General features: G+C 53.6%; 19 protein-coding genes and 1 tRNA gene. 10 read left to right on the forward strand and 10 right to left on the reverse strand.

All coding sequences use genetic code 11. The features are described from left to right. Positions 1-170 precede the first annotated feature (170 nt). The 10 genes from NFS22_RS02145 to NFS22_RS02190 form a co-directional block, all read right to left on the reverse strand. Entirely contained in the window at positions 171-1,484 is a 1,314-nt protein-coding gene (locus NFS22_RS02145) for a glycosyltransferase family 4 protein (RefSeq protein WP_251316122.1), read from the reverse strand. Then, positions 1,481-3,016, reverse strand: coding sequence for a glycosyltransferase family 2 protein (locus NFS22_RS02150; protein ID WP_251316123.1), 1,536 nt, complete (start codon positions 3,014-3,016; stop codon positions 1,481-1,483). The genes NFS22_RS02145 and NFS22_RS02150 overlap by 4 nt, the downstream gene beginning before the upstream one ends. 8 nt (positions 3,017-3,024) lie before the next feature. Next, positions 3,025-3,861: a CatB-related O-acetyltransferase gene (locus NFS22_RS02155; RefSeq protein WP_251316124.1), complete on the reverse strand. Its 837-nt coding sequence runs from the start codon at positions 3,859-3,861 to the stop codon at positions 3,025-3,027. Positions 3,862-3,889: 28 nt separating this feature from the next. Beyond that, positions 3,890-4,984 (reverse strand): FkbM family methyltransferase, encoded by a 1,095-nt coding sequence (locus NFS22_RS02160; protein WP_251316125.1) that lies wholly within the window; start codon positions 4,982-4,984, stop codon positions 3,890-3,892. 18 nt (positions 4,985-5,002) lie between these two features. Continuing rightward, a complete protein-coding gene (locus NFS22_RS02165; protein WP_251316126.1) occupies positions 5,003-6,112 on the reverse strand; it encodes a radical SAM protein in 1,110 nt (369 codons plus the stop codon). Between the two features lie 16 nt (positions 6,113-6,128). Continuing rightward, positions 6,129-6,905, reverse strand: a complete 777-nt coding sequence (rfbF, locus tag NFS22_RS02170) for a glucose-1-phosphate cytidylyltransferase (RefSeq protein WP_251316127.1) — start codon at positions 6,903-6,905, stop codon at positions 6,129-6,131. Continuing rightward, a complete protein-coding gene (locus tag NFS22_RS02175) occupies positions 6,902-9,049 on the reverse strand; it encodes a glycosyltransferase (protein ID WP_251316128.1) in 2,148 nt (715 codons plus the stop codon). The genes rfbF and NFS22_RS02175 overlap by 4 nt, the downstream gene beginning before the upstream one ends. Positions 9,050-9,183: 134 nt before the next feature. Continuing rightward, complete coding sequence (locus tag NFS22_RS02180) at positions 9,184-11,316, reverse strand: flagellin N-terminal helical domain-containing protein (protein WP_251316129.1); 2,133 nt, start codon at positions 11,314-11,316, stop codon at positions 9,184-9,186. Positions 11,317-11,449: 133 nt separating this feature from the next. After that, entirely contained in the window at positions 11,450-11,656 is a 207-nt protein-coding gene (locus NFS22_RS02185) for a carbon storage regulator (protein WP_251316130.1), read from the reverse strand. Between the two features lie 189 nt (positions 11,657-11,845). Beyond that, a complete protein-coding gene (locus NFS22_RS02190) occupies positions 11,846-12,997 on the reverse strand; it encodes an RNA-guided endonuclease InsQ/TnpB family protein (protein WP_251316131.1) in 1,152 nt (383 codons plus the stop codon). A 525-nt stretch (positions 12,998-13,522) separates the two neighbouring features. On the opposite strand from NFS22_RS02190, the gene NFS22_RS02195 reads away from it, so the two are divergent. The 10 genes from NFS22_RS02195 to NFS22_RS02240 form a co-directional block, all read left to right on the forward strand. Continuing rightward, positions 13,523-13,599, forward strand: a tRNA-Pro gene (locus NFS22_RS02195). A gap of 357 nt (positions 13,600-13,956) precedes the next feature. Continuing rightward, on the forward strand, positions 13,957-14,682 hold the full coding sequence (locus tag NFS22_RS02200) for a hypothetical protein (protein WP_016315117.1): 726 nt from the start codon (positions 13,957-13,959) through the stop codon (positions 14,680-14,682). A gap of 273 nt (positions 14,683-14,955) precedes the next feature. After that, positions 14,956-15,156: a hypothetical protein gene (locus tag NFS22_RS02205; protein WP_251316132.1), complete on the forward strand. Its 201-nt coding sequence runs from the start codon at positions 14,956-14,958 to the stop codon at positions 15,154-15,156. Further along, the gene (locus NFS22_RS02210) at positions 15,153-16,373 is read left to right on the forward strand and encodes an antirestriction protein ArdA (protein WP_251316133.1); all 1,221 of its coding nucleotides are present in this window, start codon (positions 15,153-15,155) and stop codon (positions 16,371-16,373) included. The genes NFS22_RS02205 and NFS22_RS02210 overlap by 4 nt, the downstream gene beginning before the upstream one ends. Beyond that, a complete protein-coding gene (locus NFS22_RS02215; protein WP_251316134.1) occupies positions 16,370-17,491 on the forward strand; it encodes a DUF6329 domain-containing protein in 1,122 nt (373 codons plus the stop codon). The genes NFS22_RS02210 and NFS22_RS02215 overlap by 4 nt, the downstream gene beginning before the upstream one ends. Further along, positions 17,485-18,609, forward strand: a complete 1,125-nt coding sequence (locus tag NFS22_RS02220; RefSeq protein WP_251316135.1) for a DUF6329 domain-containing protein — start codon at positions 17,485-17,487, stop codon at positions 18,607-18,609. Before NFS22_RS02215 ends, NFS22_RS02220 begins: the two co-directional genes overlap by 7 nt. A 74-nt stretch (positions 18,610-18,683) precedes the next feature. Next, the gene (locus tag NFS22_RS02225; RefSeq protein WP_251316136.1) at positions 18,684-20,021 is read left to right on the forward strand and encodes an LPD28 domain-containing protein; all 1,338 of its coding nucleotides are present in this window, start codon (positions 18,684-18,686) and stop codon (positions 20,019-20,021) included. Beyond that, entirely contained in the window at positions 20,021-21,034 is a 1,014-nt protein-coding gene (locus tag NFS22_RS02230) for a hypothetical protein (protein WP_251316137.1), read from the forward strand. The genes NFS22_RS02225 and NFS22_RS02230 overlap by 1 nt, the downstream gene beginning before the upstream one ends. Then, entirely contained in the window at positions 21,027-22,196 is a 1,170-nt protein-coding gene (locus NFS22_RS02235) for a DUF4240 domain-containing protein (RefSeq protein ID WP_251316138.1), read from the forward strand. The genes NFS22_RS02230 and NFS22_RS02235 overlap by 8 nt, the downstream gene beginning before the upstream one ends. Further along, on the forward strand, positions 22,197-22,351 hold a 155-nt coding region (locus NFS22_RS02240; protein WP_251316144.1), incomplete at its 3' end, for a DUF4314 domain-containing protein. It lies immediately after the preceding gene.

A 22,351-nucleotide genomic window follows, 5' to 3' on the forward strand; every position in this document is an offset into this window, starting at 1 on the left:
GCTGGATTCCAGCGGAGCGGAGACGGCACAGCATCTCAACGCCAAACCCACCCGCTCCATAAAGAAAAACATCACGCCCCTGAAACTGCTTCAGCGCATTTGCAAACATATTGTCCAACTCATCTCATCTCCGTTTTACAGTCACCGCACTTTAACGTATGTTTTGCGTATCACTCTGGAAGCTTAAATTTTGCCTTCAAAAATTGCAGGGCCTCATCCTTCGGAAAGGTACGCAGAAAGTGGGGAATAGAGCTTTTGGACCGCTCTTTTAAGATATAAGGACAGCTAGCCCAGAAGGTCTGTGCTTTCGCGTCCGTCCAAGCCCCCTGCAAAATCTCTTCAAACGGTCTGCGCAGGTATGACGGCATCCCACTCAGCAGCCATTGGATTGGCATTTCTCCCAAAGCGTCCTGAAACCGAACGACACGTTTTTTACAGCCGCCCAGCTTCTCTGCCTCCGCCTGAAAATTTTCCACGATTTTACTGTGTGCATACTTGCTGCACACATACCGCCGTGCCTGTTCCCCTAAAGATCGCCGGTGCTCCTTCTCCCGGCTCAAAGACACGATTGCATCCACATAGCCCAGCAGCCCGTCCGCTAAAATCCCAGCGGACGGGTCGGACAAAATATAGGTCTCCGCCGCCTGTTTCAGCATCACAACAGGCAGACCGGCCTGAAACGCTTCCAATACTACGTTTTCCGTCGTTCCAAAATGCTGTGGGTTCAATGGATAGCCAAAAATGTCAATTTCGTTCCAGAACTCGCTCATGTCGTCCAGGTATCCAAGCATCCGGATATGATCTTGAATACCCATATGTTCCGCCTGCTCCAGAATCCATCCCCCCGCCTCACTGTCACCGGCCAGCAAAAAAACACAGTCCGGATTCCGCTCCAGAATGGCCTGGCACATTTGGGGAAAACTTTCATGCATTTTACTGCGGGCAAATGTGCCTGCGTATCCAATATGGCAGATTCCATTTCTCAAGCCGTACTCGGTTTTAGCGCTGTGCGCAGAAAGAAGGCCGCTCCCATAGACTACGCAAGACTTCGATTGAATCCTCTCGCGCTGCTCCTGAGTCCACTCTCGGTTCTCATAGGAATAGGGAGTTGTAAAAAATACATATTGCGCTTGATTCAGCAGAGCAAACGGTAAAGCCGGATAGCTGCAGCCTGAAATGTGGCACCAGAGTATACACCGGATTGGAACAGCCGGACAATGAGCCAAGAGGTTGGCCATCATTGGATGATCCCACCAGTGCAGCACAGTCAGATCGCTCCAAAGCAATTCTTGACGCAACTCTTCCATATCTGGCTGCTCTATCACTTCCGCTCCAGCTTTTCGGCACAAATCCGCAAATTTTTTCTTTTCCAACTGCTCCAATGTCAGAATGCGGTGGCTGTGCCTGTTCTCTTTTGTAACTAGAGCGGAAATGGCCTGTCCAATTCCGCCGCCCAGATGGGCTGTGATATGGACGATCCTCACTTTTGACCTCCGATCCCGCCTTCCTTTTTGACCACAAACAGGTATTCTTCACACAGCAGCCTTTGCAGCGCCGCCGACTTTGCCTGATCAGACAGCTCGGTCGGCAGCAAAGTGGATAGAATCCGCTGGTTTTCCTTGTCCAGATTGGCGTTCAAATTCATCATGAAACAAATCTTTCCACTCCTGCTCAATAGACTTTGGAACTGCTCCAGAGAAATATTGTAGGAAACTTGGGGATTATAAACCTCCCGTTGTCCCAGTTGGTTCAGATATTCTCGGAATGAATAGGCGTTCAGCAGCTTACAGATTAGATATCCGCCCTTTTTACACAGCGCAAACATATCCCGCAGTATTTTTACCGGTTCGTGATACCGGTTAAGCGGCCGGTCAACCAATACATAGTCAAAGCTTTCCTGAATAAAAGAATCCAATAAAAATTCCTCCCGGTCACAGATAACCGGGCCCTTACATATCGTTTTCAAATCCAGCCAATACTTCGGATCCTGTGTGAAAGCGGACAAATCCGCATGAAAAATCCCCGCTTTGCGCAGCCAGTTCTTGATATCCAGAATAGGCGTGCCGCACCGCACATCAATCCCAAGAATTTGTTTCCCGTCCGCCCTGTCCGGAGCCGGGAAGTGCTCCAAATACGGAATATAATAATTGTTGACGTCACTCCAGGCATCTACGCCGAAATATTTTTCTATAAAATTGGCCCTGCCGATTTTCAGCGACTGATGAAATTGGACCGGGTCTTTTCCCTCCCCGTGCCAGATATCGTGGTCATGGCAGATCCAGGTGTCACCGGCCAGTACCGTCCGATAGCCCAGGCGGCGGACAGAGAAACTCAGGTCATCATCCGCAAAATCATGAAAAAATCCAAGATCCGCCATGGGCCAGCCAAGAGCCAGCAGCAGTTCCTTCCGCATCAGAGTGCCCAAAGTGATGAGCCTCTGCCGGTCTTCCCACTTTCGCGGGTCTGAACGGTTGAAACGCTCCGCTTTCCGCTGCATTTCCTGATATGAGCCATAGGAAATGTCAACTTCCTGCAAATTGGAGGTGTTTGAGGAAACCGGATTTACCATCCCAATTTTCGGGTCGGACTTGATGCAGATCAAAAGATTCTCCAGCCAGTGGGGCGTAAGAATCAAATCATTGCTGACTGAAACCAGGAACTGCCCTATATCGTTTAAGCCATACGCAAATTGCGCGTATACTCCGCCGATATTTTTGGTAATATGGATGATTCGTTTTTTTTCATATGGAATCGTACGGAAGAAATCCAGAGTCCCGTCTTCGGAGCCATTATCCAGCAGAAGCAGTTCGTAGTCGATTCCCTGCGTATTTTGCAAGATACTCTCCACGCACCGCTTTGTTTTATCCAGCCGGTTGTAGGCCTGGACAAAGACAGTAACCTCCGCGTTCGCGGTTTGCTGAAGCGTTTGGGATAATGCTGACCGGTTCTGAAATAAATCATTCCCGACCTGAGGGCCCTCCAGACCATCCGTATTGAGTTCAACAAATTGTTCCATAAAACCTCCTAATTTGCAGCAGAATAGTGCTTCTGGAGAAATATGTCAATGTCGAGGAAATCATCGTAACAATCCCTGATCTTTTCATCTGACCATTCCCACCATGCAATTTCGTTCAGCTTCCTGATCTGATCCGGTGTAAATCGGTATTTGATGATTTTGGCCGGTACGCCGGCTACAACAGCATAATCTGGGACGTCTTTCGTTATCACAGCTCCTGCGGCTGCACGAACACCGTTCCCAATCTTGACTCCATTTGTAAGGATTACATTCCAACCCAACCAGACATCGTTTCCAATAGTAACACCTGTATTGAAATCGAAAATACTGCGTTTTAAGTTTTGAATTTCAGGCGGTATGCCAGATGTATAAATGAATGTATGTTGCGTTACACAGTCAAGCGGATGGTTTTCTACTACGGCTGTACCTGGCGCAAAGCAACAAAAAGCGCCGATAGATTTAATAAAACTCTGATTTTCAACTAAAGGTCCGTAGCTTCCCCTGGGACGGTTAACTGGAAATGGGATGATAAGCTTTACTGGCAAATTTTGCTCGATGATATACTTTTGTATTTCAACATTCTGAGTTGCAACAATTAAGTGGATGTTGTCACATGAATGCTCCGATAGATAAGATTTTAAATATGAAATATCTTTAATTTTAGGATTATAGCGGCAGAGTGTATTGTCAACCGTAAAAAGTTCTGATACATGAAATGTATCATTCAATATGCGTTTCGTCACCTCACCCGTTATGCCATGTGGAAAAATAACAAAGTTCCTTGCTCCCTGTTCAAAATCAGTACGCAGTGCGTCTTGAATCTGTGCCTCCATCCAATTTTTCATATGACTCCCCTCGTTCACACCTGACACATCATATTGCCGCGTACAATACGGTTTCATTTTGCAGTGGCCCATAGTGACGCAGCCAGAAACGATAGTCCGGAACTACAGAATGCAAATAATCCATAATTGCCAAAACATCGCCTCTACGATGATAGACGCAGATTGCAAGTAGTGGCTTATCTCTTTGAATAGTCTTCTGCGCACCTTGGAGCGAATCAAATTCGGCTCCTTCAATATCCATTTTGATAAATCCAACTGTTGTCTCATTCGTGAAATCGTCCAGCTTACAGATGCGCACAGTCTTTACAACTCCATTTAAGTTGTTTTTATTGTTCAAAGATTCTGTAGCGGACGTTGTTTCTAAAAGGTGCGAACTTGTGCCAAGTTCCGCTGTGAACTTCTGTTCTCCAGCACAATTACTCAAGGCCGCTTCTACAACTTCAAAATTCTGAATTCCTGCTCGCTGTGCATTTTCCAAACATTTTTTGTAATTTGCTTCCTCCGGTTCGAACGCGAGAATTTTAGAGTATTTTCCCCGACTCCACTGCGCAAAGCGGATACTGTCCATACTATCACAACAACCAATATCTACAAAAGCGGTGCCCGACTGAAAGCATTCTGGAAAATCAAAATATTGCTTCATATGTATGCAAGGCAGAATATGGTCCGCTGGAAACTGTCTTTGCCACAGTAATTCCATGATTTCCATAAAAGAATCTGTTGCCGTGATTACCACGCAATAATCTTGTGGAGATTGAAATAAATACTCAGGAGAATAAACTGGCTTTTCCTTCCCCTGTATCGTTACATACACTGTCTCTTTCTCCGCTTTCTGATCGCAGTATCCCCAAAAATCTTTTCCGCTTTGCAGGATTCTCGCTCCGACAAGCCGTCCATAAGCGCCCGCACCGTACAAAATCATCTTTTTGTCTGGCATATCGCACATGCACGCTTGGATTGAATCAAGGTATACCTCCGACAGTTCTTCCAGTTGAAAGGCGTTTCTTTGCACTGGTTCCATATCATACCGCAGCCGCGCCCAGAAAATCTCCCGCGATTTTTCATCCTGCAAGGCGTCGTAGATCTGTTTCATGCGCTCTGCCAGCTCATAAAAATTTTCCATTGTACCTACCCCTATTTGTCAATTTTCTTTTTCCCAAACTGGTGCAAAATCCTGCCCGATTTGAATGAAGCTCTCCCGTTTATTCCAGTTCGCAAAGGAGGATTGGTAGCAATTCGCACAATGGGAAATCATAGATGCACTATTTACAATCTCCCGATGGCGCTGGTACTCCTTCGCATTCCACATAGACCAGAAATCAGGATACTGAGAAATGTGGAACAGTTTTTGCGCCGTAGACATACACGAGCGAATATACCCATCCGAGCCCAGGAAAAAATCCCTCCAACCCACATAGCAGGTCTTGTGAGCCATATCTCCTGCCGGGTCCTCTCCGCACAGGTGGGGCAGTTTCAAAGCTACTCCCAACCGCCGGGCCTCTTCCTCTGCCTGCGCAAAAATGTCCCGAACCAACTCCATATCATAAAACAGTGTCTGCTCCCGGCCCCATTCGTCAAAGGCGGTCAAAAAGACGGCCTTTACCTCGTTCATTCCAATATCCCCCGCCAAACGTACCAGCGCAGGCAGCTGTTCAATATTCTGCTTCATCGCGGTAAACACAAAATTGTTGTAGGGATACTCCAGTTTTTCCATCGCCTTTTTGCGGTTGATTGCTTCCAGTGAGCGAATCACTCGGTGAAAATCCACACCCCGTCGAATTCTCTCGTTAGTCGGAGCATCCGCACCGTCCAAACTTACCGCAAAAATATCTGTGTGATACGCAAATAGAGCAGAGGTTAGCTGCTCCAACCGCATTCCATTTGTGCAGAAATACTTTCGCATACCACAGTCATATGCCCATTTGAGAAACTTTACAAAATCCGGATGTACTGTAGGCTCACCCCAGCCCATCAATGTTACTTCTTCCACCTGATCTCTAATGGGCTCAAAATAATCCAACCATTCCAACTGGAATTGCGTCGGTTTAAAATCCGCCGCATTTCGGCCGCACATGATACAATTTAGGTTGCACTGATTTGTCAGTTCCAGCACCAAACGCTGAGGCGCAGAATCCAAAACCGTCTTCTGCATCAGAGCTTCCTTCTGGTTTAATGTACTGTTTGCCGCACGTTTCGGAGATAACGCCCCAGTCTGTCGGAGATTTAACGTTTTCGCCCGTAAAATTTCCATAAGTTTCCTCCCAAATCTATTCCCAAACCCGCCAAGGGGCGGTTCCTCTGGTCCAGCGCTCCTCCAGCCAGTTTTTGTCCCGCTGGGTGTCCATGCACTGCCAGAAACCGCTGTGCTTATAGATACCCAGTTTTCCCTCCCGGGCCAGCGTCTCCATGGGGGTCCGCTCCAGGACACAGTTTTCCTCCTCGCTGAGATAGCCGAACACCTCCGGCTCCATGACCATGAAGCCGCCGTTGATCCAGCCGCCGTCCTCCTTGGCCTTTTCCCGGAAACCAACCACTGTCTGTCCCTCCAGGTCCAGCACACCGAAGCGGCCTCCAGGCTGGACACCAGTGAGGGTCGCAAGCTTTCCAGAAGCCCGATGCTGTTCCAGCAGGGCATTTAAATTCACGTCACTCACCCCGTCGCCGTAGGTCAGCATGAAGGGCTCGTCCCCGATGTATTTCTGCACCCGCTTCACCCGGGCGCCGGTTTGGGTATTCAGGCCGGTGTCCACTAACGTCACCCGCCAGGGCTCAGCCACGTTCTGATGGACTGTCATGCGGTTTTCGTCAGAGAAGTCGAAAGTCACGTCGGAGCGGTGAAGGTAGTAGTCGGCAAAATACTCCTTGATGACGTGGCCCTTGTAGCCGCAGCAGATGACGAAGTCGTGGAAGTTGAAGTGGGAGTAGTATTTCATGATGTGCCACAAAATGGGCTGCTCCCCGATGGTAATCATGGGCTTGGGCTTTAAGTAGCTCTCCTCACTGATCCGGGTGCCCAGACCGCCGGCCAAAATGACAGCCTTCATTGTGCCAAACCTCCCATTACAGGAGCTTCAACGCCCTCAATGAGATAGGCCACTTTTTGATATGCCGAACTTTGTTTAATGGCTGCCACCGCCGGATCATTGGGCTCATATGCTGCCAGTAAAGTACGTACCTTATCTGCCAGTTCCTGGAGCTCCTGGGGAGGATTTTGGAGCTGCGGGGTGTGCTCTACCAGAAATTCCACCATCTTCTTCATAGACTTATGAGCAACAAGTCCCTCTCTCAAAAGGCGCACATAACCCACGGAATCGCCCGCCTCCAAGGCGTTGAAAGCCTGAACGCAATACCAGCCGAAGCGGTGCATCGGCGGCAGCACAAACAGGTTTTCCTTCCGAAGGGTTTCCGGCGTGTAGCAGCTGGTCAGGAAGATCTGTTCTACCTTGGCGAAGGTCTGCGCCAGCTGCAATCCGGCACTCCCGTCCTCCCAGCCGTATGTCTGTACCGCCGCCAGGGCCAGACCCCGCACCCAGGCCAGTGCCTGCCAGTTTCCGGCAAAATCCTTCTCTGCCGCCTGTGTCAGAATTCTGTGCAGCGCATCATGGTTCTCCGCCAGCTGGGCCGCCAGAATGTCCATCTCCTCGATGTTTATCATCCGGTCCGGCAGAGGGAAACAGATGCCTGTCTGGAGCGCGTGAACTAAGACGGAAGAGGGCAGCTCATTCAAATTTTCCACACCGCTCAGCACAGCCGCAATGTCATCCGGATCTTCCGATTCTAAAACCGCTGCGGCATCGCCAAGAATGCACTTGCCCTGCAGCGGGGTATAGAGCGTATAGACTGGACGGCGGCAGTCAGGGTCTTCAAGCTCAAGCTTCAGGTAGTCTGGCTTGAAGCGTCGGGAGGCTACGCGGAGGAATTTCTCCCTGCGCTGGTTCGCCCGTTCCTCGCTGGGAACGGGAGCCTGAATATCCTCCCATACCTTTCCGATTAGGGCAGATGCACCCTCCTTGCCCTTAAAATGGAGCTGCTGCAGGGTTTCCAGCAGGTTTCCCGTCCACTGGGCATCCAGCAGCTTGAAATCCATACCGCTCAGCAAAGGCAAAGCCTTACCGGGACGGCCGATCTCCACATAGGACCGGGCCAGCATAATCTGGAAGCACGCCTCACACAGCGGAGTGCATCTTTGAAGGACACCAACTGCCTGACAGCGAATATCGCCCCGTCCCGCCCGAAAATCCTTGTGGGCCCGCAGGCCAATCTCACTCCAGTGGGCACATTTTACAAAGTCTTCCTGAGTCATGTAATACATAGCGGCCATGAACGCCCCATCCAGGCGGATAAAATAGGAGTTGGAAAACAGCTCCTCCGCTTTTTGAATCCATTCCTCCTTCTCTGGAAGATCTCTTGTTATGCCGAAAATGATGGCGTAGCGGAAAATAGATCCACCCAGTATGTCCCAAAATTTCACCTGACGTTCCACCAGTGACACGGCCTGGCGAAGCTTTTCGTCAAAATCTTTCTCCCACTGTCCGCTCTCAATAAATTGCTGAAAGGCCATCAAATCCTCCGGGGCGTCCTCCAGCTTTTTTCGCAGGAGGGGCATATTCCGCGCCCGTTTTTCCTTGCCGGCGGCGCTTGTGGTGTTGATCTCCACATAGCCGTCGTGGTGCAGCAGGGCATTTGCCAGCACAACCTGCCGCAAGCCCGCCCGATTTCCCCAGCCTTCATGAATCGCGCCGCTGTACCGCACCCCGGTGGACAGCCGCAGCAGCCGCCAGGGCATAAAGACGCCGTAGCCTCCGTTTACGTCATAGGTGTCGTAATTGCGCTCCGTCAGCCCACAGACGTCATAGTGCTTCTCGGTACCGTCGGTGAAAAATTTGACCAGCGCGCTGACGTCCTCGTCCAGCCACTCGTCGGCGTCGATGGAAAAATACCACTTGCCGGAACAGCGGTCCATCACCGCGTTCCGGGCGGCGGAAAAGTCGTTGATCCAGGGAAAATCAAACAGGATATCCGCGTACTTCTCCGCCACCTCCCTGCTGCCGTCGTCAGAGCCGGTGTCGGCCATGACCAGCTCGCAGGGAACGGCCTTTTGCAGGGGCTGGAGGGACTTTAAGCACCGCTCCAGGCAGCGGATTTCGTTTTTAAAAATGATTCCGATGGACAAAACAGGCCTTGTCATATCCAATCTCCTCTCTTTTCTTGCGTTTGAAAAAGGGGGCGCATCCTTTTTCAAGCGCAGGAAAAGAGGGGCTGGGCCCAAGCCCAGCCCCTCTTGAATCCATCTGTGCATATAGCTTGCAAATTCCTTGCTGATTAGCCCAGCAGCTGCAGCACGCCCTGGGGCACCTGGTTGGCCTGGGCCAGCATGGCCTGAGCGGACTGAACCAGGATGTTGTTCTTCACGTAGCTCATCATCTCGGAGGCCACATCGGTGTCGCGGATGGTGGACTCGGCGTCCTGGATGTTCTCGGCCATCACGGACAGGTTGTTCTGGGTGTGCTCCAGACGGTTCTGGTAAGCGCCCAGCTGGCCGCGGACGGAGGACACATAGTTGATGGCGTCCTTGATGACGTTGACAGCGGACTGTGCGCCGTCAGAGGTGCCGATGTTGATGTCAGCGATGCTGGCGCCGCCCTCGGTACCCATGGCCTTGGTGTGCATATCGCCGATGGAAACCTTCATCTGGTTGAAGGAATCGCTGCTGTCGCCGATCTGCAGGTTCATGGCCTTGCCAGCCTCGGAGGAGGCGGCAGCGGCCTCTTCCTCAGAGATGGTCACTGCCTTGCCGATCTTCAGGGAGCCGAGGCCCTTGCTCCAGTTGGCGGCGGTGGTATCGTCGGCCACGGTCTTCTCGATGGACAGGATGCCGTTCTGATAGGTCACGTTGCCGGTCTTCTCGTCGTAGCCGGCGGCCTTCAGCAACTGATGCAGACCGTCGGGAGTTCCGAGTTGGTTCTTCCACGTCGCCAGCGTGATCTTGCCGTTGGCGGTATCGTTGGAATTGGCGTTCCCATCTTCGTCCTTGTCGGCGATGATCTCCAGCTTTGTGCCGCCGACATCAATGGTATCGCCCACCCCCAGGTTCTTCAGGTTCACGTTGTAGGTGACCTTGACCGGATTGCCTACGCCGGTGCCAGTCTTTGCCTCCTGACCGTAGACGGCCTTAATGGTGACAGCATCGTTCACGTCGTCGAACTCGGCGGTATGCACGTTGCCTATAACACCCGCAGTATCGGCCGTTAATTTGAGTGTGAACTTACCCTCGGCGACATCGCCAGCGACTATCGTCGCCGCCGGGATCGTAACGTTAAAGTCGCCGCCAGCACTATCCGTAGCGGTATCCAGGGCATCTTTGATCTTATTAGCAAGAGCCTCCCAGTCTGCACTACCACCAGTACCGCCATTCTCCAGGTCAAGGCCCAGGATGCCGATATTATAAACATTAGCATCATTAGCATCTACGGCGCTCTGATCGACAGATATCGTTTTGTCAAACACAAAGGTCGAACCGCCGATTACAAGCTTCTCGCCGCCCTTGAGCTTTGTCAAATCAAAGTCAAAGGTGAACTTCGCCTTGGTCGCGGGGGAGCTGCCTCCGCCGCCCACATCTGTGCCGTTGGTGCCCTCTACGCTGTCAACATAGGATGTGCCCTCAAAAGCATTGAGGAGGCCTTCCCAGTCAGTAGCGTCGATCTCGCCCGAGTTCTTGGCGGTAAAGGTATAGCTGCCGGCCGCCGGAGAGTTTGCCGGATCATTGAAATCACTCGTAGTTATTGTTTTGCCAGTCTCATCGACAATATCAAAAATATCATCCAGACCTTTACCGTTAATGCTATAACCGCTTATACCAGCTGAAGCCAAATTGGCGCTTGCTCCAAATGTGACAGTAAAGCTGGCCTTGGTAGCCTCGGAGGGAGTGACGCCGTCCTTGGAATCGTTGGTCTTCTTGCCCACGGCGTTCATGATCTGGTCGGTCCACTCGGTCTTGGTCCCGGCCACGACCTCAGCTTCCTTGCCGGCGTCCAGGGAGCCGTCCAGCAGCTTGATGCCGTTGAAGTTGGCGCTGTCGGCGATGCGGTTGATTTCCTCGCGGAGGGAGTCGACCTCCTGCTGGAGGGCCTCACGGTCCACATCGTCCTGATAGGTGCCGTTGGCGGACTGAGTGGCCAGGTAGTCCATGCGGTTGAGCATGTCCTGAATCTCCTGCATGGCGCCCTCAGCGGTCTTCACCAGGGAGATGCCGTCCTTCACGTTCTTCTGAGCGGCGTCCAGGCCGGTAATCTGGGCACGCATCTTCTCGGAAATGGCCAGACCGGCGGCGTCGTCGCCGGCGCGGTTGATCCGGTAGCCGGAAGACAGCTTCTCCAGGTTCTTGCTCAGAGCGGAGGTGTTGTTGTTGTAGTTGCGGTAGGCGTTCATCGCCATGATGTTATGCTGAATACGCATGTGTGTGCTCCTTTCTAAATTAGTGTGCCCGCGGCTTCCCTACCGTGTGACACAGGTCTGTTATGCGCCGCCAAAGCGTCGTGGCCTTTAACTCCTTGGCTTTTGGCGCGGTACTATATTTCAAATCGGCTCGTCAGCCGTTTGAAACCGATGCTTTGCCCCATACGCAGCCGGGGCGTTCTCCGCCTTCGCGCTCCAGAACATTTCCCCGCAGAATCGGCAGCTCCCGGGGCGCTTGAATGGCAAGGTGGACACGCTCATCGCTCAGGCGGTCCAGCCGAATAACGATGTCGTCGCCAATCGTGAAATATTCGCCGCTTTTCATGGTAATACAGAGCATATTGGACCTCGTTTCATCGTCATAATATTTTGGACGCCCCGCAGGGCTTTGGCCGTGCGCACACGGCCTCTCGTTTCCCGCTCTCCGGTCTGGAAAACGCTGAGCGAAACACAATTTTGATTGAGCTTCGCTCAACGCTCCCCCGGCCAGATTACGGGCACAAACCGGCGTCCCGACCGGCAATATCAGTCAGGCGCACAGCCGCGCCAAACCTTCCAGCTTGATATTTTTGGCGGCGTTAACCTCGCGGTTATGAATCGTCCCGCATTTTGGGCACGTCCATGCGCTTGCGGTATAATCCACGCCGCTCTGCACCATGGCGCATACTGAGCATGTCCGGGTAGTGGGGGTGTAGCGGTCCAGCAAAACCAAGGACTTGCCTTGCCGCTCCAGCTTGTACCGCAGCAGTTCACGGAACGTTCCAAACCCGGCCTCCAGAGCGTTGCCCAACATGACCTTTTGGGACATCTCCCGCATATCGTCGTCTCTCATACACACAGCGTCCCAGCCGTTGGCTATCCGGCTGGACTCCTTGTGGAGAAAGTCCCGGCGCTGATTGGCAATGTGTTCGTGGAGCAGGCGGTATTTCTGCACCGCTTGCTCGTAGTTCCTGGAGCCAGGCTCCATCCGGCTGAGCTTTTGCTGAATGCGGACCAGCTTCTCCCGGGACTGCTTCAGCCACCGGGGCGGGCCGGCCATTTCGCCGTTGTCCGCCACATAGAAGTGGCCCATGGAGTATTTCAGTCCCAACGTTGTTTCCGGCGTCGGGACCACCGGCTCCGGCTTTTTGACGGGGCAATCGTACAGAATGGAGCAGTAATATTTGCCCGCTTTGGTTTTGCTGACCGTGATCCGTTTCAGCTTCCACCAGGCCTGAGGCCGGCGGGAAAACTTGGCCTTCACAATCCCCGCCTTGGTCATCCGGATGCCGTCCCGAGTGGTGTAGATGGTGGGGCCGGACTCAAATTCGTGGCTGCAGGCGGTGAAGGAGTCCCGGTCGTCCTTTTTGCGCTTGAACTTGGGATGCCGGAATACCTCCGGACTCTTAAAAAATACCCGGAACGCCTGGGCCAGCTTGTTGTACTCCTGGGTCAGCGCTTGATTGTCAACCTCCTTTAAAAAAGGAGCGCCATTTTTGTACTTGGCCGGGGTGGGGATGAAGTGGGCCCCGGTTTCTTCATAAAACCGCCGCTGGTCGGCCAGCATCCGGTTCCAAATGTACCGGCAGCACCCAAAGGTCTTTTCAAACAGCTCCGCCTGGGCCTCGGTGGGGTAGAGCCGGACCTTGAGCGTGGTGTATTGAATCACCTGCCCGTCCGCAACCTTTGGTTTCCTCGCCATCTCCAGCCGCACCTCCATTTCATGCGGCCAGGTTCTATACAACCTGGCCGCGGCACGGCTGACAAATTGTCAGAAAATATATGTTTAAAATTTTTATCATTTTGGGCTAAAGTATCGAGAAAGCCTGCCGATATGTAATAGTGAAACGGCGGCAAAAACAAGGCCAGGTTGTATGCAACCTGGCCGCGCTTTTGCCGTATTCTATATAGTGAATGTCTTAAAATAAATACTTTTTATCCGTTTACTGTTGAAAAACTTTTCAAAAAACTGTTTTGCCCGCCACAATAACCTTTGCCGTTTGTCCTTATACAGGCCAGTCGGAAATGTCACCAGCCATTTGCCGTTTGTCCTTTTTCGAATATTTGGAGGTCGTATGTATAAAAAAGTAGGTTACACTCGGTCGCTTGAGCTTGTGTAACCTAATATTAGCGCCTGCCAATACAAATTTTTTTTGAAAAAGGGCTTGCTTTTTTCTCTCTGGTGTGGTATAGTATAAAAGCTGTGTGACATGAGAGACATATATTTCCGGGTGTGGCGAAGTTTGGTATCGCGCTTGAATGGGGTTCAAGAGGCCGCTGGTTCGAATCCAGTCACTCGGACCAGAAAAAGAGGTCAAAAAAGATTTTTGGTGAAAAAACCGAGAGATTTCAAGACCTCAGAGGCCCTTGGATAACGAAAATCCAAGGGCCTCAAAATTTAGATTTTTCCCCACCTCCTATTCACTCAGGCAGGACTTAAACCTGCGGCAAAACAGTTTCAAATAGGGCGCTACGATTTTGAGCGCCTGTATTGAGCGTCGATCCGTCAGTTCTAAAGGAATTGACAGACCGGCGCTTTTTGTTTTTCCAGGAAAACACAATACTCCCAGCGCCTGTTTTCAAAACAGGCAAAATCAAAAAGGGCCCCAGACTTTTCAGCGCAAAAAGTTGCCATTATATTAGAAAGCAAGGAGGATTAAAATGAACGCAGAAGAAAAAAACAGATACTTCCAAGAACTAACCCTGAACCTCCAGCACGAGGGCTTCGCCGTAAAACCGGAAACGGAGGAGGGCCTCCTGCCAATAGAGCTGGACGGACAGCGTCTCTGCCTCGCGCTGGATACCGGCTCGGTGAGGTACTGGCGGGAGGATACGGCGGATGATCACATGAGCGCCGCTCTGGACAAAGCAATCTCTATCACCAAAACCACTGCCGAGTACATGCGCCAGATGGAGACGGCGCCCCGGCTGACAGCCAGCGGCCTGACGGGAGACTACAGGCTGCTGGCGGATTTCAACGATGTGGTTCTGGCGGGCCACCCCACCAGGTACGGCGTCCAGTTTGCTACCTGGGAACGTGTGCGGGAGCGCACTGGCCTGAACGCGGGGAACTTCTACGGACCTCCCGGCGGTGTGGACAGTTACACCGCGGCCAAGCGCGACTTCGCTACCCGCTCCGGCCTCATCCCCCACGTTGTCCTTTTTACTCCCGAACAACTTACAGAAGTCTATCGCAGTATCCATGAAACATTGGAAAACTTCAGCATTACCAGTGAACGGCAGGAGCATCTGAGCTCTGCGGCGGAACAAATAGAGCGCACTATCCCTGATTTGGAGGATCGAGTTGACATTTCCTTGCAAAAAGAGGAAGAATTTTGTGACTCACTCGATCCTGAACAAAGCGGTTATACATTTTTTATAGAATAACAACCCCACAGATAAACGATGGAAATGCCCGGAATCCACCGTGGGACCAATCGAACGCAGCGTCCCGGATCTGGAGGCGCTGGCAGAGGCGTCCAACCAAAAAGAGTTGGAGTTCGCGGCTATAGAGCCCCCCGTGAGAGGGCGGGATGCAGTTAAGTTAAAACCCAATATTTGTACCAGTTAAGGCCGTTTCCCTGAAAAAAGGGCAGCGCCTTTTTTCGTTTTGTCCTCTTTTCAGGGATTGGAAATACCAAAACAGGAGGACAGAAGAATATGGCACGATATTTCATGGGCGATACCCGCCTGGCGGGGTTGGAGCGGATGATGATGGACCCGTCCAGAACGGTGCCCACCCGCAACACAGATACCCGGCGAAAGAGGCCCCAGAAGAAGCTGCCCTGCAACCGGCCCACCAAGCCGAGGCAGCGTGAGTGGGAGATGAAAGAGGGCTTTGAGGAGGGCGGCGGCGTATGAGTTATGTGATTCAAGCGGTTTTGAGCAACCCCCGACGTCCGGAATGCGATCAGATCACTATCCCCTTTCCCATTCCCGTTGACCAGTACGATAAGACCATTGAGATGCTCCAGGCAATTGACCTGGGCTTTTCCGTCAACCGGGACTGCACTGTGGATGAAGTAAACAGCCGGTACAGTGTGCTGAACACCCTGGTGGGTACGCTGGTCAATATCGATCAGCTGGACTACCTGGCGAAACGGCTGGACGGCTTCTGCGCCGGCGAGGTCAGTCAGTTCCAGGCTATGGCTCACAAGCTGGGGCTGTCCGAAATCAAGGACTTTATTAACCTGACGTACTGTTGTCAACAGACAACGGTTATCACGGATTTCTCTGATTTGGAGCAGATCGGGAAAGACCACACAATGACACTGAACGGCGGCGCAATGCCGATAGACCAATACCAGGCAGTGAATGGCAAAGAAGCCGCCCTCCAGCTGATTAACGGCGGTAGAGGAGTCATCACCCCTTACGGTGTGGCCTACGACAACGGCATGAAGCTGGAACCGGTCTACAACGGACACCAGTTCCCCGTATATCCTTACGACAGCCTTTTTATGGTGTTGGAGATCACGCCGAAGCGGGGGCTGGCAGAGGGGAAAAATCCGGAGTACCTGTACCTCCCCACCGCGGAACACCAGATCGAGCGGACACTGCTCCGCGTTGGCATCACCTCGCCGCACGATGCCCAGATACGCATCGACTGCAATGAGCTGCCGGAAAAAGTGGATGAGGCGCTGGATATTGAGTATCTGAGCGGTGACGATCTCCCAGCCCTGAACCGGATGTGCCAGGCTATCGAGCCGCTGAAGGAGGCGGATATGGAGAAGCTGAATGCGGTAGTGCTGTTTGCGGAGGCAGGAGACATGATGGCCGTCCGACAGCTGGCGGAAAACCTGGACCTGTTTGACTTTGTCCCCGGCCTCCAAACCCCGGAGGAATACGGCAGGCACATGATCCGGGAGTCCGGTCATTTCGACTACGACGAAAACCTGGAGGGCTTCTACGACTACCGCCGCTACGGTGAACAGCAGCTCCGGCAGGAAGGCGGGCAGTTCAACGAATGCGGCTATGTGGTGTACCAGGGCACAATGCCGCTGGAGGAGCTGATGATGGAGGACCCCGCAGAGAAGCATCAGCGGGAACAGGGACTCCAGATGGGAGGGCTGACGCAATGATTCTTTACCTGGAGTGCCGGAGCTACGGTATTGCGCTCGATATCCCCACTACCCGTGATGAAGCGGCAAGCACGATCTTCAGCCTGATCGCAGGCTTTGAGGATGAGCCTGCGGAAATCAGCATCAGCGGTGTGAACAGCCCCATCCCCAACCTCTATCCGTATGTCCAGCACGCCGATCTGGAGAGCGGGGCTGACCTTGAGAAGCTGAACACCCTGGACGCCAGAATCAACGGTATGACCCAGGAGGAACAACACCTCTTTTACGGGGCGCTGGAACTGGAATGTACCGGTGATCTGGACTTTGCGGTTCATGTCGCAACCAGCCTGGACCGTTATGAGATATTCCCTAAAATCAAGACAGACGAGGATCTGGGCCGCTTTCTGGTGGACACGGCGTTCATGACCGGAAAATTCTCCTTCCCCGATGAGGCCCGGCCTTACCTGGATTACAGCAAGATCGGCGCGGAGCAGCGGGATGCCCTTGGAGGGATATACACGCCCCATGGCCTTGTCAAACGCCGTGAGGAAGCGCCAGTGCAGGAGGAGACGCCAAAAGCCATGCTTTTGACACTCACAGCCTCAGAACAGAGTTATCCCCTTGTCCTCCCCGCCTCCGAGAAGCAGCTGGGACAGGCAAAGGAGTCCCTGAGAATCGAGGACTTTGCTCAAGCGGTGATCGCCAGCGCCGAATATACAGCGCCCTATTTGAACCGGCTGATCCCTATGGACAGTATCACTGTAGAGGACGCCAATGAGATGGCTCTCTGTCTCCAGCGCCTTAAAAAAGACGGCGAGATCATAAAATACTGCGCCGCTCTGGAGGCGGAAGAACCGTCCACCTTCACCGAGGCCCTTGATATGGCCATCGACATCGACGACTATGAGCTGATCTCCGACAGCGAACGGGAGTATGGCCGTCAGGCCCTGCGCCGCATGGGTGCAAACGACGAAGTTCTGGAGGCCATAGAAGGCTGCACTGATTTTGACCGGCTGGGCAGTGAGATGATGGATGAGGACGGCGTTCGGCAAACCGGGTTCGGTCTGGTGCGCCGGCTGAGTAAGCCCTTTCCTCCTGCGCAAGAGCCGGACCAGCAGATGGGAGGTCTATCATGTTAAAGCTGAATATATCCAGCGGCAGGGTACTTGAACAGTTGAAACTGCCGGTGCGGCTGGATGAATTCAAACGGAAAGTTGATGAAATTCGTGCGGCGGGCCAACCCAATATCGCACCCACAGTATTGAACGCTGACAGTTCCGTCCCCGCACTCAACTGGCATCTCCAGCAAACCAGGCTGGACAGCGATTCCACGCTCCAGAAGCTGAACCAGCTGGCGGAAACGGTAGACGGGATGAATGCGGCGGAACACTACCATCTGTCCAAGTCTCTGGACCCGGAGTCTCAACAGAGTCTGGACGATGTGCTTCGGATCGCCGCCCATATCAAACCGGCCAGCCTGGCTTGCTACGAGGTCATTCCAGGTGTGACCTCCCACCAGGAGCTGGGCAGATGGCTGGTGGAGCATGACCGTCTGGAGGATAAGGTACCTGAGACTCTGCGGCCCTACCTGGACTATCGCTCCATCGGCATCGACTACTGCAACAGCCATGAGGGAGAGTTCCTGGCCGACAGCTACACCGGGATTCAGTCAGGCGCTATGGAGCAGGTCTTGGAAGAGCAGGGCATCCTCCGCCTGACGCTTTCCACAGCAAAGGGTACATTTCCCCTCAGCTTTCCCGCCACGGACGAGCGGCTGGAGCAGGCAAAAAGGGCGCTGGACGTGGAGGACTTCGCCCAGGCCGACATCACCGCCGTCAAGTTCTCCTCCCCGTATCTGGACGGCCTCCTCCCGCTGGATACAATCACTGTGGAAGATGCCAATACGCTGGCGCTGTGCCTTCAGGAGATGGAGCAGGAGGACGGGGAACTGATGAAGTTCTGCGCTGTTCTGGAGGTGGAACAGCCGGGTACCTTCACGGAAGCCGTCAGCATCGCCATGGACCGGGACGACTATGAACTGGTCCCGGAGGACATGGATGAGTATGGGAAACAGGTACTCCGCCGCACTGGGGCTGACGATGAAGTCATTGATACCATCGACGGGTATATGGATTTTTCCCGTCTGGGCGAGGACTCCATGGCAGAGGACGGCGTCCGGCGGACGGAGTTCGGTCTGGCGCGCCGCCTAAGCAAGCCTTTCCCTCCCGCACCGGAGATTGGGCAGGCGATGATGTAAAAAGTTTTTGTAGACTTTCGCCGGGAGTTGTGGTATCTATTGTTGCTGACCAAAAACGAAAGGGAGTGAAACCATTGCAAATCAACATTTACAAGGACAAAATGCTGGGCGCTCGCCTGTTCGGAGCCCCGGTGCTGTACAGTGCCCAGCCCATCCCCCGCGAGGACGTGCCCCAGGGCTGGTACTGCTACGACCTGCGTGGTACAGCCCGGCATCCGGACGAACCCCACGCGCTGGTGGATCTGGCGGAGGAAAACCATGCCGGTTCGATCCTCTCCTATCTGCCGCTGAAAAAAGCCCGTTCCCAGTTCCGGCTGGTCAAGGATATGTTCCAGATGACCGGTACAAATCCCAGCTTGGCGGAGTTCTGTGCTGAGGAAAAGATCCGCTGCCCTGAAACGCCTGTCCGCCATCAGCTGTGCCCCGCATCCCCCGAGGATGCGGGGCTTTTTTATGCTCAGACGCCGGAGAAGGATGAGGAGCTGGGGGCCATCGGCCATGTCCGCATCGACTTCGGACACAAGGGACGCGAGGGCTTCTACCATACCTGGTGGCCCAGAGGCCCCGAAGAGCTGAACACCCAGGAGTTCCGGGATGAGCTGGACAAGGTGGTGAACGATCTTCGCAAGGGAGTCCTGAAAGACCTCCCCTCCATGCGGCGGTACTGCTATGGCAGTAAGGGAGCCATTGCGGGCGGCTCCTGCTGCCAGAACTACGGCTTCACGCTGGAGACGGGACGGTATCTCTACCGCCTGCGGTGCAATCCCATAGAGGGCGACTACCAGTGCTACCTCAGTTGTTTCGATAAACAGGCTCAGCAGATGGGACTGACGGAACAGGGGCGCCAGACGATCCAAAACGCCGCTGAGCCCACACTCCCCCATGGCTATGAGTGGTATGTGATCGAACACATCAACACGCCTGAGCGGCAAGTGACCCACCAGCTCCCGCTGGAGGAGGCCATACAGTTATACGCCGGTCTTGACTGCGAGGACAAGCGGCTGGGGGTCACCAAGGACGGCATCGCCGCGGTGGATCTGGCCATCCATTGGGATGGCCGGGAGTGGCTGTCAGAGGACCGGCTGAGGATGGACGAATTCAAGGATGACCCGGTGACGGCGGAGGCTGCCGCCCGTCTCCGGCAGGTACTGGACGAAAGCCCGGCTGTCGGGCGGGTCACCTTCGCCAGCGGGGAACGGTGGAACTATACTGACCCGGAGAAATATCTCCAGGCCGTCCGTGAGGAGCTGCCCTGCCACGCCGCCACCGGCTTCCGCTGTGAAACCCTGACCGATGACCCGGAAATCCGCAAGGCCGTGGACGATATGTTCTGCGGCCTGTATGGTGAGGAGAATCCCCGCCAGATCGAGGACTACGGTGGTACCGGCATGACGATGGGGGGAATCACCTGATGAAAGACCTTGTTCAATGTACGGTTTCCCGTGATGATTTCCAGCGGTGGCTGGACTGGGGAAACGCGCCTTTGACAATCTGCACGGGCGAGAAAGCCGTCACGATGCTCCTCAAAATCGAAAAGAAGCCGGTTGACTATCTATACCAAACCGCCGTTGAGGCAGACGGAAGTATTTCCTGGAGAAATGGTCTGACGTTCTGCGGCGTACATGATATTGGAAAAAAGACACTGTATCTGTCAGAAAGCCTTACAACGATTCTCACAGACGGACAGGCCCCGTTTGCGTCCAAGACCATCCCCTCTGTGGTGGATGAGATATGCGGCAGAATCAACCAGTGCGTGGAGGAAACTATCGCCAACGACCGGAACAACCTGTCTGTCCAAGAGGTCACCAGCTGGCAGGCGGCGCGGGAGCTGAAAGAATACCTGGAGGATGGCGCGCACAGGGAAGCCATTGATTGGTTCTTTCGCGGCAGCGAGCCAGATGGACAGTTTCACAGTGGCTACACCTTGGGCAATTTGCCGGAGGCCACTTTTATGGCCTGGCTCCAGAATCCGGAGGGCCTCATTCAAACAGAGGCGGATCAGCATATTAAAATCAACCAAGAGAAATTCCTCCTGCAATTTCTGAAAAACGATGCTCTGGTGGCGGAATATCAGGCGATAGTACAAAATACTGACAGCCCCCTCCACCGGGTCAAGGCGATATCAGAGGCCATCAAAACCAGCGGCGCCAAGACGGTGACCGTTACTGTCCAGAAAAATGGAGAAGAACTGTCTTTCAGGATAGGAACTACTCCGTTAAGAGGACGCTACAACTCCTACAGCACCAGCCATATTGCCGCCGCTGACCGTCAGGAGTTCGAGCGGCTGTTTGGCCGCGGCACCAATTACTGTGCGGAGGACATCACCAGAATTACCTACGGAAAAAAGACGCTCTATGAGACGCCGCCTATCCAGGCTGAGGATATGGCGGAACGTATTGAAATGGGAGGAATGCAGCTTGGATAACAGAGAACAGACATCGCCGGCCCAGGGCGAAAACACCCGCGGCTATACCGTCGATGAACTTCTCGCTCAGATGGAGCCGCAGTATCAGGCATATAAAAACACGATGCGCCAGTGCATCGCTGGCCTGACGGAACACGCCGCCCGGCTTGCCGCACAGGGTCAGGAAGAACAGCTGCCCACATTCCGCAGACTGCTCACAGATATGGCTGAGTTCTGGGGATTGGCTGAGGATGACACACCCAAGGGATACCGGGAGATGGTGGAGCAAATCGGCAGTACATTCGATCAGGCGGTATCCGCCGCCAGAGACTCCGGCGGCGCGCCTGAGCTGAGTGAACAGACCAGACAGAATATCCTCAGCGGCTTGGAACTCTACGCCCAGGAGATGCGGGCCAATGATGAGGAGCTGGAACAGTGGGCAGCGGAGTGCGACAGCCTTGCGGGAAGTCTGAAGAAACAGTGGTATCCGGCGCAGCCGGGGATGGAAATGAGCAAATACGATTTCTGGAGCCTGATCGCCGGAGCCAAAGAAAAGTGCGGCCAGGACATGGACGCATCCTTCTCTTGGCTGTACGAGCAGCTCGAAGCCCGCGGTCCGCAGCAGGCCCAGGATTTCCACGACATTCTGTATGGATACCAGAAGCTGTCCTATCAATACGGCCTGTGGGCCGCCGCCTCGCTGATGTGTGAAAACGTCTGCGATTACAATGACTTCTCCTACTTCAGGGGATGGCTCATCGCCCAGGGCAGGGAAGTCTATCTGGCAGCACTGGCGGACCCGGACTCTCTGGCAGATGTGGAAGCCTATGGAGGCTGTCAGTTTGAGGAATTGAACTACGTTGGAGATGGAGTGCTGCAGGATATGACCGGCCAGAACGCCTATGACAACACAGGCCCTGACGTGTATGAAGCGCTGGAGGAGGAGCTGCGAAAGGATATCATCTATGGCGAGGGCGTCGATTATCCCTACGAATGGGGCGAAGTTGAAGCCTACCTTCCCCGCCTGTGTGAGAAATACCTGGAGCCTGGCACAGTAGACTTCCATTTGAAGCATCACGATACAATGTTCTCCTCTGACTTCCCGGGAATCCAGGAGGCGCGTGAGGGCGGGCCCCCGCAGAGGAACGGGCCGCAAACTGATATAAAAATGGAGGGAATGTAAATGGACCGGATACCAAAAGAATGGCTGGATTTTCTGCGGGAACAGTTTCCAGTGGGCAGCCGGATCAAGCTCCGCGAAATGAAAGACGACCCCCACCCGGTGGAGCCGGGGAGCATGGGGACGCTGAAGGGCATCGACGACGCCGGCCACTTTCT

Source organism: Flintibacter muris, assembly GCF_943192995.1.
In the GTDB taxonomy this organism is placed as follows: Bacteria; Bacillota; Clostridia; order Oscillospirales; family Oscillospiraceae; genus Lawsonibacter; species Lawsonibacter muris.